This window comes from Streptomyces sp. NPDC048254, assembly GCF_043201895.1.
Classification (GTDB): Bacteria; Actinomycetota; Actinomycetes; order Streptomycetales; family Streptomycetaceae; genus Streptomyces.
Genome location: NZ_JBICZJ010000037.1, coordinates 20,581 through 34,682 on the forward strand (window position 1 = coordinate 20,581; position 14,102 = coordinate 34,682).

12 protein-coding genes are annotated in these 14,102 nt (G+C 70.0%); 5 read left to right on the forward strand and 7 right to left on the reverse strand.

Translation table 11 applies throughout. The features are described 5' to 3' along the window. Positions 1-79 precede the first annotated feature (79 nt). From ACGFZQ_RS50910 to ACGFZQ_RS50920, 3 genes are all read left to right on the forward strand, one after another. Positions 80-445 carry a four-helix bundle copper-binding protein gene (locus tag ACGFZQ_RS50910; RefSeq protein WP_393846317.1) on the forward strand — a complete coding sequence of 122 codons (366 nt, stop codon included), beginning with the start codon at positions 80-82 and terminating at the stop codon, positions 443-445. Positions 446-622: 177 nt separating this feature from the next. Further along, on the forward strand, positions 623-976 hold the full coding sequence (locus ACGFZQ_RS50915) for a DUF6247 family protein (protein WP_393846318.1): 354 nt from the start codon (positions 623-625) through the stop codon (positions 974-976). 117 nt (positions 977-1,093) lie between these two features. After that, entirely contained in the window at positions 1,094-1,246 is a 153-nt protein-coding gene (locus ACGFZQ_RS50920; RefSeq protein WP_393846319.1) for a hypothetical protein, read from the forward strand. A gap of 80 nt (positions 1,247-1,326) precedes the next feature. Here the strand turns inward: ACGFZQ_RS50920 and ACGFZQ_RS50925 are convergent, their stop codons facing one another. Further along, positions 1,327-2,616: an LCP family protein gene (locus tag ACGFZQ_RS50925; RefSeq protein WP_393846320.1), complete on the reverse strand. Its 1,290-nt coding sequence runs from the start codon at positions 2,614-2,616 to the stop codon at positions 1,327-1,329. A 119-nt stretch (positions 2,617-2,735) separates the two neighbouring features. Between ACGFZQ_RS50925 and ACGFZQ_RS50930 the strand changes: the two genes are divergently transcribed. Next, positions 2,736-3,284, forward strand: coding sequence for an acyl-CoA thioesterase (locus tag ACGFZQ_RS50930; protein WP_351738700.1), 549 nt, complete (start codon positions 2,736-2,738; stop codon positions 3,282-3,284). 183 nt (positions 3,285-3,467) lie between these two features. Here ACGFZQ_RS50930 and ACGFZQ_RS50935 read toward each other — a convergent pair whose 3' ends face one another. Then, a complete protein-coding gene (locus ACGFZQ_RS50935; protein ID WP_393846321.1) occupies positions 3,468-4,850 on the reverse strand; it encodes an LCP family protein in 1,383 nt (460 codons plus the stop codon). Positions 4,851-5,099: 249 nt separating this feature from the next. On the opposite strand from ACGFZQ_RS50935, the gene ACGFZQ_RS50940 reads away from it, so the two are divergent. Further along, positions 5,100-6,134 (forward strand): glycosyltransferase family 2 protein, encoded by a 1,035-nt coding sequence (locus ACGFZQ_RS50940; protein ID WP_393846322.1) that lies wholly within the window; start codon positions 5,100-5,102, stop codon positions 6,132-6,134. 25 nt (positions 6,135-6,159) lie between these two features. On the opposite strand, the gene ACGFZQ_RS50945 is transcribed toward ACGFZQ_RS50940, so the two are convergent. The 5 genes from ACGFZQ_RS50945 to ACGFZQ_RS50965 all read right to left on the reverse strand — a co-directional run bounded on the left by ACGFZQ_RS50945 (position 6,160) and on the right by ACGFZQ_RS50965 (position 13,997). Beyond that, positions 6,160-7,722: an LCP family protein gene (locus ACGFZQ_RS50945; RefSeq protein WP_393846340.1), complete on the reverse strand. Its 1,563-nt coding sequence runs from the start codon at positions 7,720-7,722 to the stop codon at positions 6,160-6,162. Positions 7,723-7,947: 225 nt separating this feature from the next. Then, a complete protein-coding gene (locus tag ACGFZQ_RS50950; RefSeq protein WP_393846323.1) occupies positions 7,948-9,639 on the reverse strand; it encodes an LCP family protein in 1,692 nt (563 codons plus the stop codon). Between the two features lie 193 nt (positions 9,640-9,832). Then, complete coding sequence (locus ACGFZQ_RS50955) at positions 9,833-11,569, reverse strand: LCP family protein (protein ID WP_393846324.1); 1,737 nt, start codon at positions 11,567-11,569, stop codon at positions 9,833-9,835. Between the two features lie 242 nt (positions 11,570-11,811). Next, positions 11,812-12,936, reverse strand: a complete 1,125-nt coding sequence (locus ACGFZQ_RS50960; protein WP_393846325.1) for an LCP family protein — start codon at positions 12,934-12,936, stop codon at positions 11,812-11,814. 305 nt (positions 12,937-13,241) lie between these two features. Beyond that, positions 13,242-13,997, reverse strand: a complete 756-nt coding sequence (locus ACGFZQ_RS50965) for a TIGR03089 family protein (protein WP_393846326.1) — start codon at positions 13,995-13,997, stop codon at positions 13,242-13,244. Between the last annotated feature and the right edge of the window lie 105 nt (positions 13,998-14,102).

Below are 14,102 nucleotides of genomic sequence, written 5' to 3' on the forward strand. Positions count from 1 at the left end.
TGGCACTACCGGACGGTCGGGCTTAGGACGGGAACCACACGGGGACCGCCCCGGACCCCGCCCCTTCCCTGGAGGAGCCATGACCCAGACCGGACCCATGACGGCCATGAGCAAGCAGATGCAGGAGTGCGTCAACGCGTGCATGGCCACCCACACGATGTGCGAGGAGACCATGAGCTCCTGCATGTCGATGGAGGGCGGCCAGGCCCACATGCGTATCATGCGCGCGCTGATGGACTGCTCCGAGGCGACCCGGATGTGCGCCGACATGATGATGCGGCGCTCGCCGCTGTCGGCCGAGATGTGCGCGATGTGCGCCAAGGCCTGTGACATGTGCGCCGAGGCGTGTATGTCCATGCCGGACGACCCGCAGATGAAGCGCTGCGCGGAGGCGTGTCGCCGCTGTGCCGAGATGTGCCGCTCGATGGCGGCCATGCCCATGTGACGCCGCTTCGCGCGAGCGCTGTCAGGGGCCTCCAGCCGGGGTCCCTGTCAGCGTTGCGGACACCCTGTTTCAAGGGGACGGAAGGGACGCCGGTCCCTCACTCGTTCGAGCGGTGAAAGAGTGATCCTGCCCGATACGCTGATGCTCGGGATCAGAATCGCGCCCGTGGGAGCAGCCATGACCACCTCCGCCGCCGGGCAACCACTCATCCCCCAGCCCCCCGCCACGATTGCCGCGCTGCGGCAGGCCGTCAGACAGATCGCGCCTGCCGCACTGCCTGCTTTCACCCAGGAGCTGGACCAAGCGGCGGACCAGTCCCGGCAGGGCTCCGATCTCGCCCCTCTCCAGCGGTTCGTGGCCCAGTGGGCCGTCTACGTGCACATCCAGCGCCAGCCCGAGATGGCCGCGGACCTCCGCCGCTGGGAAGACGCCGCCGAGTCGGGCAACGCCGTGCAGGCGCGCCAGGCCGCCTCTCGGATCGGGCGGCTCCTGGACGACGCCCACGTGGCCGTCGGCCTCCCGGCCCGGTGAGCGCGGACTGGCGTGGGGAGTACGACCCTGACCAGGACCATGTGGCGGGTGGCATCCCCCCTCACGTGGTGAGGGAAGTGGAGCGTCTGGCCGACCAGCTCATCGACCTGGCCCGTATTGGGCATCGATGTCAGCGATCTCGGCAACGGTCCCCGACCCGGCGGCCTGCGCCGTATGGACGCTGCCGGCGGCTGGTTCTACTTTCTGGTGGCGCCACGGGAGCCATTGATCATCGTTGTCCGTATCGTGCCGCCGTTCGATGCGCTGTAGCCGAGTGCACCGACGGGGGAAGGGCGCCTCGCCCTTCCCCCGTCTGCGCTGGTCGCCGCCGGGACGGCTTGGTCGGCGGGTCAGTTGTCGGAGACGGTGACCTTCTCGTCGTTCTTCAGTTCGTCGACCAGGGTCTTGACCTTCGCCTTGTCCCAGACGAGGTTGCCGCCCGTGGAGCCGGAGACCGGCATGTTCATCGAGGTGCCGTCGCCGCCGTTGACGTCTTTCATCGCGAAGAACATCGAGGCCAGGTCCCACAGGCTCATGTCCTTGTCGACGGTGAGGGAGTCCAGGCCCGCGCCGAGCGTGGGGTAGAGCTTGAACGGGTTCAGGACCGTCGACGGGGTGGCGACCTGGTGGGCCAGGGCGGCCAGGAACTTCTGCTGGTTCTTGGTGCGCTGGAGGTCGGACGCGGCGAAGGCGTGCCGGGTGCGGACGAAGGCGAGGGCCTCCTCGCCGTTCAGGGTCTGCTTGCCCGCCTTGAAGTTCGCGCCCGAGTAGCTGTCCTTGAAGCCCTTGTCGATGTCGATCGTGACACCGCCGACCGCGTCCACGATGTCCGCGAAGCCGGCGAAGCCGATCTCCACGTAGTGGTCGATGTGCAGCCCGGTGTTGAACTCGACCGTGCGCACGAGCAGGGTCGGGCCGTCCTCGGCGTAGGCCGCGTTCAGTTTCGTGTGCCGGCCGGTGCCCTGGTAGACCTTGCCGGACGTCGACCCCTGGTACGAGGGGATCTCCACGTCCGAGTCGCGGGGGAGGGAGATCAGCGTGTCGCCGTTGTCGCCGACGTGCAGGATCATCATCGAGTCCGTGCGCTGGCCCTCGGCCGACCCCGTGTGCAGCTTCTTCTTCTCCTCGGCCGACATGCCCTTGCGGCTGTCGGAGCCGACGATCAGGTAGTTGGTGCCCTTGCCGGCGTCGGGACGGTCGATGACCTTCGAGAGGTCGACGTCCCGGTGCAGCTTGGAGTCGGCCCAGAAGTAGGTCGCGACGGATGTGACGATCAGCACGCTCACGACGACTATCGCGGTCCACTTGATCCGCTTGCGCCAGTTCGGAGCCGGACGCGGGCCGCGCTCACGGGTGCCGCCGGGTCCCCCGCCCCCGGGGCCGCCGCCGTAGACCTGGCCGGTGTTGTAGCCGTTGTCGTACCCGGAGCCGTCGTCGTACCCGTTGCCGTACGCCGGCTGCTGCGGGACGCCGGCGTAGCCGCCGCCCCCCTGCTGCGGCGCGCCGTACGGCGGCGCCGACGGCTCCCCGCGTCGTACCTGGCGCATCACGCGGGCGCCCTCAGGCTGCGCGCTGGCGCTACCGCGTCCGTACCGGTTGCCGCGGTTGTCGTTCGACCGTCCCTCGGGCCATTCGTTCATGGGCCCCAGTGTGCAGGCAGCGCCTGTACCTCTTACAAGGGTCGTAGGAAAATCAGGGCGCCGCTGTTGCGAACCCGACACAAATTCCGCGATTGTCGCCTCGGCATAAGGTGGGGGCCATGACAGACCAGGCCCCCGAGGCGGAATCCGATATACCCGGCAAGCCGACGTCCGCGTCCCGGACCACCCTGAGCCACATCATGACCCACAACGACACCAACCTCCTCGGCACGGTGCACGGCGGTGTGATCATGAAGCTCGTCGACGACGCGGCGGGCGCGGTCGCCGGCCGCCACTCGGGCGGTCCCGCCGTCACCGCCTCCATGGACGAGATGGCGTTCCTGGAGCCGGTCCGCGTCGGCGACCTGGTCCATGTCAAGGCGCAGGTCAACTGGACCGGCCGGACGTCCATGGAGGTGGGCGTGCGGGTCCTGGCCGAGCGCTGGAACGAATCGAACCCGGCCACCCAGGTCGGCTCGGCCTACCTGGTCTTCGCGGCGGTCGACGCCGACGGCAAGCCGCGCCGGGTACCGCCGGTGATACCGGAGACCGACAGGGACCGCCGGCGCAATCAGGAGGCCCAGATCAGGCGCACGCACCGGCTGGCGCGGAGACGGGAGATCCGCGAGCTGCGCGAGCGCAGGGTGGCGGAGGGATTCGAGGACTAGGGCGGTGCCGCGCGGGGCCGCCGGTCGGCTGCGGGCCGGTGGGGGCTTGTCGCGCAGTTCCCCGCGCCCCTGAAAGCAGGGGCGCTGCACGAGCGCCCTCAGGGGCGCGGGGCTGCATTCATGTACGGCTGCCGCCGCGTGGACGCGACAAGCCCCCACGCACCCGCAGCCGACCGACGACCCTCAGCACACCGTCTCGTCGCCCCGGATGACCGTGGCCTCGCCCTGCGGCGCCGGGGCCTCGGCCCGTACCTTCCGTACATTCGCCGGCCCCTTGAAGTCCGCCCCGGTCGTCACCCGCAGCACCGGGCCCATCCCCTTCACCGCCCGCACCTCGCTCCCGGGCAGGGCCGCCGCCAGCGACCGGGCCGAGCGGTCCCAGCGGGGGTCGTAGGAGATCACCGTCCGCCGCACGTCGTGCCGGGCGCCGGTGACCGGCTGGTGGTTCGTCGCGAACCCCGCCGCCGCCAGCGCCGCGTCCATCCGCCGCCCGAGCCCCGCCGTCCCCGTGCCGTTCTCCACCTGCACACGGATCTGTTCGGGCGCCACCTCCACGGTCACCGGCGCCGGCCCGGCGGGCCGCTTGGGTGCCGGCGGTGCCAGCGGTTTGTCGTCGCGCAGGGACTGGAACAGCTGGTCCGACTTGGCCTGGTCCCACTTCAGCGTCGAGCCGATGCCCTTCACGGGGTACGCGATCTGCCCGATGGGGACGGTCGTGAACTCGGACGAGGACGGGGAGAAGTTCCGCATCGCCCGGCCGAGGTCCAGCAGCTCGTCCGTGCCGAAGCCCGTGTCGGCCCGTACGGAGCCCAGCACCGCCCGTGTCACGTCCCGGAACCTGATCGGGTTCAGCAGCACCCCCGACGACGACACCCGCTCGATCAGCGCGGCCAGGAACCGCTGCTGCCGTTTCATCCGGCCGAGGTCGCTCGCCCCGTCGACATGCCGGGCGCGGACGTACTGCAGGGCCTGGCCGCCGTTCAGCTTGTGCGTGCCGGGGGAGAGGTCGAGGCCGGTGTAGGAGTCCTTCAGCGGCTGGGGCGTGCAGATCCGGACCCCGCCGAGCACGTCGACGGTCCGCATGAACGTGATGAAGTCGACCTCCAGATAGTGGTCGATCTTCAGATGGGTCATGTCCTCGACCGTGCGGACGGTCAGCTGCGGGCCGCCCTCCGCGTAGGCCGCGTTCAGCTTGATCGGATGGGCGCCGTGCGTCCGGCCCGTCGTCTGGTCGACGTGCTGCGGGACCTCGGCGTACGAGTCGCGCGGCAGACTGACGACCGTCGCCCGCTCCCGGTCCGGCGAGATGTGCACGATCATGATCGTGTCCGTGCAGTGGCAGGGCGCACCGCCCAGCCGGTACCGGCGCCGCTCCTTCTCCGTGATCTTGTCGCGGCCGTCGGTGCCGACCAGCAGGACGTTCATGCCGTGACCCGGGGCCGGACGGTTCTTCATGTCCTTGAACGGGTCGACCCGGGCGATGTCCGCGTCCAGACTGGCCATCACCGAGTGTCCGATCCCGGCCGACGCCAGCACCACCACCGAGAGTGTGGTCACGGCCCGCATGGCCCAGCGCGGCCGCCGGGGCCTCGTGGGTCGTACCGGCGGCCGCGGGGCCTGACGGGTGGGCTGCGGTCGACGCTGCGGCGGGGCGGGCCGGGCGGGGGACCGGGGCGGGCTGGCGGCCAAAGGACACCTCCGGACGAGGCCGTACGTGGGATCCGTGAGCACCGTAGGCCGATACGACCTTCAGCCCGCGGCTTGGCCCCGGCGGCGCGCACCGGTGTCCCCCGTTCGCGGTAACGTGAGCCCCCTATGAACGCCAAGCCCGACGTGCGGCACCCCGCAGTTTCTGTGATCATGCCCGTCCTCGACGAGGAGCGGCATCTGCGTGGGGCCGTCCAAGCGATCCTCGCGCAGGAGTACGCCGGTGAGCTGGAGGTCGTCATCGCCCTCGGTCCGTCCAAGGACCGCACGGACGAGATCGCGGCGCAGCTCGTTGCGGAAGACGCGCGCGTGCACACCGTCCCGAACCCGACCGGCCGCACCCCGGCCGCGCTGAACGCCGCGATCAAGGCCTCCCGGCATCCGATCGTGGTGCGCGTGGACGGCCACGGCATGCTCTCCCCGAACTACATCGCGACCGCCGTACGGCTGCTTGAGGAGACCGGCGCGCAGAACGTCGGCGGCATCATGCACGCCGAGGGCGAGAACGCCTGGGAGCACGCGGTCGCGGCGGCCATGACCTCGAAGATCGGCGTCGGCAACGCCGCCTTCCACACCGGCGGCGAGGCCGGCCCCGCCGAGACCGTCTATCTCGGAGTCTTCCGCCGCGAGGCCCTGGAACAACAGGGCGGCTACAACGAGGAGTTCATCCGCGCCCAGGACTGGGAGCTGAACTTCCGGATCCGCGAGGCCGGCGGCCTGATCTGGTTCTCGCCGGAGCTGAAGGTGTCGTACCGGCCGCGGCCGTCGGTGAAGGCCCTCGCCAAGCAGTACAAGGACTACGGCCGTTGGCGGCACGTCGTCGCCCGCTACCACGAGGGCTCCATCAACCTGCGCTACCTCGCCCCGCCGGTGGCGGTGTGTGCGATAGCCGCCGGGATCGTCGTCGGGGCCCTGGTGACCCCGTTCGGTTTCGTGATCCCGGGCGGTTATCTCGCGGCGATCGCCGCCGGGTCGGTCCCGGCCGGCAAGGGGCTGCCGCTCAAGGCGCGGCTGCAGATCCCGCTCGCCCTCGCCACCATGCACATGTCGTGGGGATACGGCTTCCTGACCAGCCCCAGGTCCCTGGCGAAGCGGGTCATCGCGTCCCGCCGCCCCGCGGTGCTCAGCTCTTCCGCCGGCTGAGCACCTGCCTTCGGCGCGGCCCGGACTACCAGGTGTAGTCCGGGTCGACGTGCATGCACGCCTTGGTGTCCGCGGCGTTGAGGGCGCTCGCCGAGGCCGGGGTGGTGTCATCGTCGTCGGCGGTGTACTTCGTGCCCGAGCGCCAGTCGGCGCCCACCACCAGCGTGACCCCGTCGACGTCCGTGGACTTCTTCACCTGGTCGGCCGGGACGCCCAGCACCTTCGCGACCCGCTGGGCGTCGCCCGCCAGGTCGGCGCTCGGATAGCGCACCAGCGTCCGGTCCTCGCTGAGCAGCGCCGAGGAGTCGGCGGCCGCCTTGGTGAAGCCCTTGGCGACCAGCAGCTCGGTGACCGCGGCGGCCCGGCCGGTGACGGCGGACTCCGTGCTGCCGCTGGTGCCGTTCTGCACCTGTACGGCGATCCGGTCGTCGGCCGCCGCCTTGTCGGTGACCTTGGTCGCGGTCGTCGTCGTCTTCTTCTTGTCCTTGCCGTCGAGGGCGATGTCCTCGCGGACCAGCCGCCACAGCTTGGCCGCGTCGGTGGGCTTGGGCAGGACGCGGTTGCCGTCCGAGGAGTACACCCACGGCATGGTCGTCATGGTGATGCGCTCGGTGGGGACCTTCTTCAGCTCCTTGCTCAGGTCGTAGAGCTTGGTGACCGTGCCGAGGCCGTCGTCCACCGTCAGTGCCTTGGTGGCCGTCTCGGCGAGCTTGAGGAGCTTGTCGGGGTTGCTGAGGGTCGCGTTGGAGCGCAGCTGGCGGACCATCGAGTTCATGTACATGTGCTGGGCCTTGGTGCGGGCGATGTCGCTGCCGTCCTCGAAGCCGTACCGGGTGCGCAGCCACTGCAGGGCCTGCTTGCCCTTGACGGAGGTGGTGCCCTTCGTCAGCTTCAGGCCCGAGCCGTGTCCTGTGGAGGTGTGCGAGTAGATGTTGGCGTCCACGCACACCGGCACCCCGCCGATCGCGTCCGCCATGGACACCACGCCCGAGAAGTCGACCATCATGAAGTGGTCGATGTGGATGTCGGTGAGCTTCTCCCAGGTGGCCACCGTGCAGCCGGGGCCGCCGCGCTCCAGCGAGGAGTTGGTCATGGTGTCGGAGGTCGCCGCGTAGACCTTGCCGGTGTCGGTGTCCGTGCACTTGGGGATATCGACCAGGGTGTCGCGGGGCATGGAGACCACCGACATGTTGGTGCGGTCGGCCGAGACGTGCAGCAGCATCTGCACGTCGGCGCGGGCGGCGGTGCCGATGTCCTTGGCGCCGCCCAGCTTCTGGTTCTCGGCGGTGTCCCGGGCGTCCGAGCCGATCAGCAGGATGTTCAGGGGCGTCTGCCCGGCCGCGTTCGCCTTCGACTGGGCCGCGCGGTCCTTGGAGTCCCCGATGTTCAGGGACTCCTTCTTGATGTTGCCGTTGAGGTGCTCGTAGTACAGGTATCCGGCGGTGGCGGTGCCGGCTATCGCCAGGGCCACGACCGAGGCCGACCAGCGCAGCACCCGGCGTCTGCGCCGCCCGCGGTCACCGTCCGCCCCGCCGCCGCGCCGTCTGCCACCGTGCCGACCGCCACCGTCCTGGGGCGTCAGGGTCATCGTGTCGTCGACCACGGCCACGTCGGACACCTCCCCTCGCACATTGCCGCGCACCAACCGCCCGCCCTCCCGCTCGCCACTGCCGCCGCACCCGACTCCCGGGCACCTGGGCACGGCGGCAGTGTCATGCAGTCGTTTAGGAGTTGCCTGTGCTTACCTGTGCGGTTCTGTGTGTGAGGGGATCGTGCCGCCTGTAATGACCTTGTATGGGACCGGGTGCGCGGGCTACCACCGATAGGGCGCGTACACGTCCATGCACTGCTTGGTGTCCGAGCCGTTGATGGCGTCGGAGTTGTCGGGCAGGTCACCGGCCTTCGGGGCGGACTGCTTGGGATACGTCGTCCCGTCGCGCCAGTCGGCACCGACGACGAGCGTGACGCCCGACACATCGGTGGTCTGCTTCACCTGACCGACCGGGATCCCCAGCGCCTTGGCGACCGCCTGGGCGTCGCCCTGCAGGTCCGCGCTCGGATACTCCACGACCGTCTTCTCCGCGGACTCGGTGGGCGACGAGGTGTCCGCCGCCGCCCGGGTGTAGCCCTTGGTGCCGAGTTCCGTGGCCATCGCCCGGGCCCGGGCGGGGACCGCGGCCTCCGTGGCGCTCCCGGTGGCGTTCTGCACCAGCACCCCGAGTTGGCCGGCGGAGACGGAGGGCGCCTTGGTCGAAGCGGCGGTCGCCGTGGGCTTCTTGCTCTCCTTGGCGTCGCCGTTCTTGTCGAACGCCACGTCGTCGCGGAGCATCTGCCACATCTTGTCGGCGTTGGTGGCGTCCGGTACGAGGTGGTCCCTGTTCTGCGGGTCCTGGAGGTTCGGCATCGTGAGCGAGGTGATGCGGTCCGTCGGCACCGACTTGAGCTGCATGCCCAGGTCGTAGAGCTTCTTCGGGGTGCCGATCTCCTCGGAGACCGTCAGCGAGTTGGTGGCCGCCTCGGCCAGGTCCATCAGCCTGCCGGTGTCGGTGAAGACGTTCTGCCCCTTCAGCGTCCGGATCATGGAGTTGAGGTACATGTGCTGGGCCTTGGCCCGCAGCGGGTCACTGCCCCAGGCGTGCCGGGTGCGCAGCCACTGCAGGGCCTGCTTGCCCTGCACCTTGTGGGTGCCGGCGGTCAGCTTGAGCCCGGAGCCGCCGGACACCGCGGCCGTCGGCCGGTCCCACACGTTCTGCTTCACACAGACGTCGACGCCGCCGATGGCGTCCGCCATCTTCACCACGCCCGCGAAGTCGATCGTGATCCAGTGGTCGATGTAGACCCCGGTGAGGTTCTCCCAGGTGGCCAGCGTGCAGCCGGCGCCGCCGCGGGCCAGCGTCTCGTTGATGATGGTGTTGGTCGCCGGGTACACCTTGCCGGTGTCCGGGTCCGTGCACTTGGGGATGTCGACGCGGGTGTCCCGGGGGATGCTCACCATCGCCGCGCTCTTCCGGTCCGCCGACAGGTGGATCAGCATCTGGACATCCCCGAGCGGCGGGCTGCCCCGGTCGTACTTGGCGCCGCCGAGCTTCACGTTCTCGTCGGAGTTACGGCTGTCGGAGCCGATCAGCAGGATGTTCAGCGGCGTCTGACCGGCCGCGTTGGCCGCGGTCTTCCGCGCCTTGGCGTCGCCGCTGCTGCGCTGGCCCTTGTGGATGTTGCCGTTCAGGTGCTGGTAGTAGAGGTAACCGGCACCGGCCGTGCCGAGGATCACCACCGACAGCACGGTCGCCGACCAGCGCAACGCGCGCCGTCCGCGTCTGGGTCGGTTGCCGCTCGACCCGTGCGACCTGTGCGCCCCGTTCGGGCCGTTCGGGCCGTTCGTGCTGCCCGTGCTGCCCGTGCGACGGCCACCGCCCGCACCGCCCGGCGCCCCGGATGCCTTCGGTGCGAGGGACATCGTGTCCTCGACCGCAGGCTTTTCCCCCCGTACATCGCTCTGCGTCAACGCCCTGCCCTCCCCGCCCTGCGCTCTGCGCGCACCGGCCCGCCGCCGACGCCCCCCATCGGACGCTTCACGGACCACACGGGTCCGCCCCGCGCCCGGTTAGACGCGTGACGGACCCATAGGGTTACCTGCTTATTCGCTGTGACTTGGTGTCATCGGGGCGCAACTCCCCGCCACCGCACGCCGTTTGTCGCTACTTGGCGCAGGTCACCTTGTCCGCGGTGGTCTTGCTGTCCACGTCCGGCGCCTTTGTCGGAGTGGTGAGGGGCACCCCCGCCCCCTGGAAGTCCTCGCCCAGCGTCAGGGTCATCGCGGGCAGCCCCTGGGAGTTGGTGACGCTCTTGCCGGGCTTCAGCGCCGAACCGGACAGCCCCATGATGCTGGCCAGTTCACGCGCCTGGGCGGCCTGGTCGGGGGCGTACTCCAGGGTGGTCTTGCTGAGCTTGGCGTCCGCGTTGCCGGCGTTCTCCGACTTGAGGACGCCCTCGTCGTTCTGCAGCCAGTTGAGGGCCTTCTGGGCGCTGCCGTCCGCGGCCCCGCCGTTGAGGATCCGCACCCGCACCTCGGAGGCCGCGGACTTGCTGCCCTCCAGGCGGGCGGCCGCCGCGTCCTTGCTGGCCTTCGCCTGCTTCTTCTTGACGTCGGTGAAGGAGACGTCGTCCTTGATGGCCTGGAACACCGGCGGAGCCTTCGTGTCGTTGAGCACGACGGTCGCCTTGACCTTCTCCGCCGGGTTGTCGATCACCGGGATGGTGGTGAAGGTCAGGTTCTTCGGGTTGAGCTTGCCGAGCTCCAGACCCAGGTCCTTCAGCTTGCCGATGCTGTCCAGCTTGGAGTCGACGGTCAGCGCCTTGGTGCCGACCTCGGCCAGCTTCAGCAGCTTGGTCGGGCTGGTGAGCGTCGAGTTGGAGCTGAGCTTGCGCATCAGCGCGCTCAGGAACTGCTGTTGGAGCTGGATCCGGCTGAGGTCGCCGCCGAAGCCGACCGAGTGCCGGGTGCGCACGAAGGCCAGCGCGGTCTCGCCGGAGATGTTGTGGGTGCCCTTGGACAGCTTCAGATGCGAGTCCGAGTCGTCGATGTCCTTGGCCAGACAGACCTCGACCCCGCCGACCGCGTCGGTCAGCGTCTTGACCGCGTTGAAGTCGGCCACCATGAAGTTGTCCGGCGTGATCCCGGTCAGCTCCGTCACCGTGCGCACCGTGCAGCTGGGCGTACGGCCGTCCTGCCCGAGGCTGGTGTTGAAGCGGACACCGGTGGTGCCCGGGATGACCTTGGTGCTGCCGTCGGACTGCTGGGTCGGGCAGTCCGGGACGTCCACGATCAGGTCGCGCGGGATGCTCAACGCGGTCGCGTTGGAGCGGTCCTTGGAGATGTGCAGCAGGATGTTGGTGTCGGCGTGCCCGACGCTGCCCGCGTCGCCGTACCCCTCGTTGCCCTTGCCGGTGCGCTTGTCGGTGCCGATCACCAGCAGGTTGATCGCCTTGTCCTTGCTGAAGCCACCGGTGCTCGCGCCGTCGTCGGAGACGGACGTGATGTTGTCGTTGAGGTGCTTCACGTACAGATAGCCGGCGGCCGAGACCGCGACCAGGACGAAGGCCATCGACCCGCCGGTCCACAGCAGCACCTTCTTGGCCTTCGACTTCTTCTTCACCGGCCGCCGTGAGCGTCGGCCGGGCGGCGGCTCGGGCTCGCCGCGCCGCCTGCGCTGCCCCGGAACCTGCCCCGGAACCTGCCCCGGAACTTCCCGGGCCGCCGTCTCCCGCGGCGCGTCCGTGCCGGCGCGCGACGAAGTCGGTCGGCGCGGTCCGGGTACCGACGACTGCGGTGCGGAAGGTGTCAGTCGCAGTTCATATTCGCCGGTGTTCGGATTGAGTACCCACTGGTCTGCGGGATCGATGTTGTCCGCCCGCCCACGGCCTTGCGCGTCCACGGTTGTCCGAATCCTCCGTCGGGGCCACGCGGCGCCTTCCCCCCATCAAGGCGCTCGGTCACGGTTAACAGTGCACGACCCCAGGACGGACCTCGCGGCCGGGTGCACCGGAGGGCTCACACTATCCGTCCAGTTCAGCGGCAAGTGACGCCAGTGACAAATTAGTCATCCCTACAACCGGGCAATCCATCTCATATAACTGACAACGAGCGGCGCGGAAGTTCGCCGCCTTGGCCGGTGCTTTACTCGCAACTGTCCTCGGCGGCGGTGTTCCCGCGAAATCCGGGTGCCTCGGAGTTCTCGGAGGAGGGGGCGTTCTTCTTGGTGACCGGCACCGGTCTGTCGGCTCGCAGCAGCGCGAAGAGCGCGTCCGCCCTGTCCTCCACGAGCTGGTCACGATTGGAGTCGTACACGTACGGCTCCCTCGGAACGGTGAGGAACTGCACCTGTTCGGTGGGGATGTCCCGCAGCCCGCGGACGAGTTGGTACAAACCGCGCAGACTGGCCAGCTCCGGATCGGTGGTGAGCGCGGAGGTCGCCGCGTCCAGCAGCGGATAGAGCTTCGCCGGGTTCAGCAGTACGTCACTGCCCCGCACCTTGCTGACGAGCGCGCCCAGGAACAGCTGCTGCCGTTCCATCCGCTCGGTGTCGCTGCCGTTGCCGAGCGACTTGCGCGCCCGTACGTACCCCAGCGCCTGTTCCCCGTCGAGGGTGACCCGCCCGGCGGGCAGCCGCAGTTTGGCGGCCTTGTCGTTGATCGGTTCCTTCAGGCAGACCTGCACCCCGTCGATCGAGTCGACCATGTCCTTGAACCCGCTGAAGTCGACGACGACGTGATGGTCGATCCGGATGTCCGTGAGCTTCTCGACGGTACGGATGGTGCAGGCCGAACCCCCGACCTCGAACGCCGAGTTGAACAGCGTGAACTGGGGCTCGCTGCGGCGGCCGTCGCCCCGCAGGCAGCTCGGCACGTGCACCATCAGGTCCCGGGGCAGGGAGACCGCGGTGGCGCTGCGCCGGTCGGCGGCGAGATGCAGCAGGATCGTGGTGTCGGACCGCTCGGTGCCCAGGTCCTTGCCGTAGCGGCGGTTCCCGTTCCCCGCCCGGGTGTCCGACCCGATGAGGAGGATGTTCTGCGCGCCCCGCACCAGCGCGGTGGGCCGCTCCCGCTCGTAGCGGGACAGCTCGGCGGCGGCCGCCTCGTCGGGGGTGATGTTGTCGCTGAGCCGGTCGTAGAGCACCCAGCCGCAGGCGAGGGTGCCGGCGGCGAGGAGCCCGGCGACAGCCGCGGCACCCGTCAGCCAACGGCGCCGCCGACGCCGGGCAATGCCGTCCCCGGTCGCGGTGGCCCCTCCGGCATCGGTCACTCCTCCAGAGTGCCTGGGGGTGGCGGCGGGGGGTGGCGGTAACTACTCCACAAGGGTGAACGGATGCACGCAGGGGCGCGGGGAACTGCGCGACCAGCCCCCAGTGGTCGACGGTCGGCGCCAGCGGCCCGTGCTCGACGGTCGGCGCCAGCGGTCCGGAGTCGGCGAACAGTCCGCGGTCCGCGGTCGGCGAACGACCCCAGCGGCCCGTGCTCGACGGTCGGCGCCAGCGGTCCGGAGTCGGCGAACAGTCCGCGGTCCGCGGTCGGCGAACGACCCCAGCGGCCCGCGCCCGGCGGACGGCCTCACCGGACCGTCGCTGTCACCCGCTCGCTCTCGATCCGCTTGGCGATCCCTTCCTCGCCCAGTTCGTCCAGGTGCCGGCAGAGCACCACCGACCCCCCGACCGCGAGCGGCGCGTACAGACCCGCGCTCAGCCCCTCCCACGTGTCGAACCCCAGCCCCGACAGCAGCCGCGACCCCGGTCCGGTCAGATCCAGCCCCGGTGCGTCCCCGAGAGCCCGCTCCGCGACCTCGGCGCCGCTCATCTCCGCACCGGCCACGATCAGCGCGGGCTCGTCCGGATCGACGGGCGAGAACGGAGCGAACCGGTCTCCCTGGCTCGGCACCTCCACCGCGTAGTCGGCGAACCCGTCCGGGACCGTCGGGAAACGCCCGCCCAGCGGCCGTAGCGCGAGAGCGACCCGCTCCCCACGGCAGGCCCGGGCCGCCTCCAGCGAATCCGGCCCGCTCACCACCACGTCGGCCGCCGCCGGGTCCCCGGCCATGTCGGCGATCGCACCCACCGAGGAACAGGCGAGCAGCCACACCGCCGTCTGCCAGTGCGCGGGCAGCAGCAGGGCCACCCGGTCACCCGGCCCCGCTGCGAGGTCGCCCTGGAGCAGGTTCGCCGTCTTGGCCACCCAATTGGCGAAGGTGGCCACGGACAATTCGACGCGTTCGCCCGTGGCGTCGTCGTAGAAGGTCACCAGGGGGCGTCCGGGATCCGCGGCGAGCGCGGAACGCAGCAGGTCGGCGGGGGTGCGATCGGTGGCGTTCACCCGGGCAAGCGTACGCCGCGACCGGCGCCCGCACCGACCGGCGGGGTCACCGGTTCGGCGCAATCGCTCCCGACGGGCCGTCAGTTCCGCAATAGACATATATGT

Coding starts and splice junctions, on each gene's coding strand:
- ACGFZQ_RS50910 (WP_393846317.1), top strand. CDS start 80: ATGACCCAGACCGGACCCATGACGGCCATGAGCAAGCAGATGCAGGAG.
- ACGFZQ_RS50915 (WP_393846318.1), top strand. CDS start 623: ATGACCACCTCCGCCGCCGGGCAACCACTCATCCCCCAGCCCCCCGCC.
- ACGFZQ_RS50925 (WP_393846320.1), bottom strand. CDS start 2,616: ATGAACGAATGGCCCGAGGGACGGTCGAACGACAACCGCGGCAACCGG.
- ACGFZQ_RS50930 (WP_351738700.1), top strand. CDS start 2,736: ATGACAGACCAGGCCCCCGAGGCGGAATCCGATATACCCGGCAAGCCG.
- ACGFZQ_RS50935 (WP_393846321.1), bottom strand. CDS start 4,850: ATGCGGGCCGTGACCACACTCTCGGTGGTGGTGCTGGCGTCGGCCGGG.
- ACGFZQ_RS50940 (WP_393846322.1), top strand. CDS start 5,100: ATGAACGCCAAGCCCGACGTGCGGCACCCCGCAGTTTCTGTGATCATG.
- ACGFZQ_RS50945 (WP_393846340.1), bottom strand. CDS start 7,722: ATGACCCTGACGCCCCAGGACGGTGGCGGTCGGCACGGTGGCAGACGG.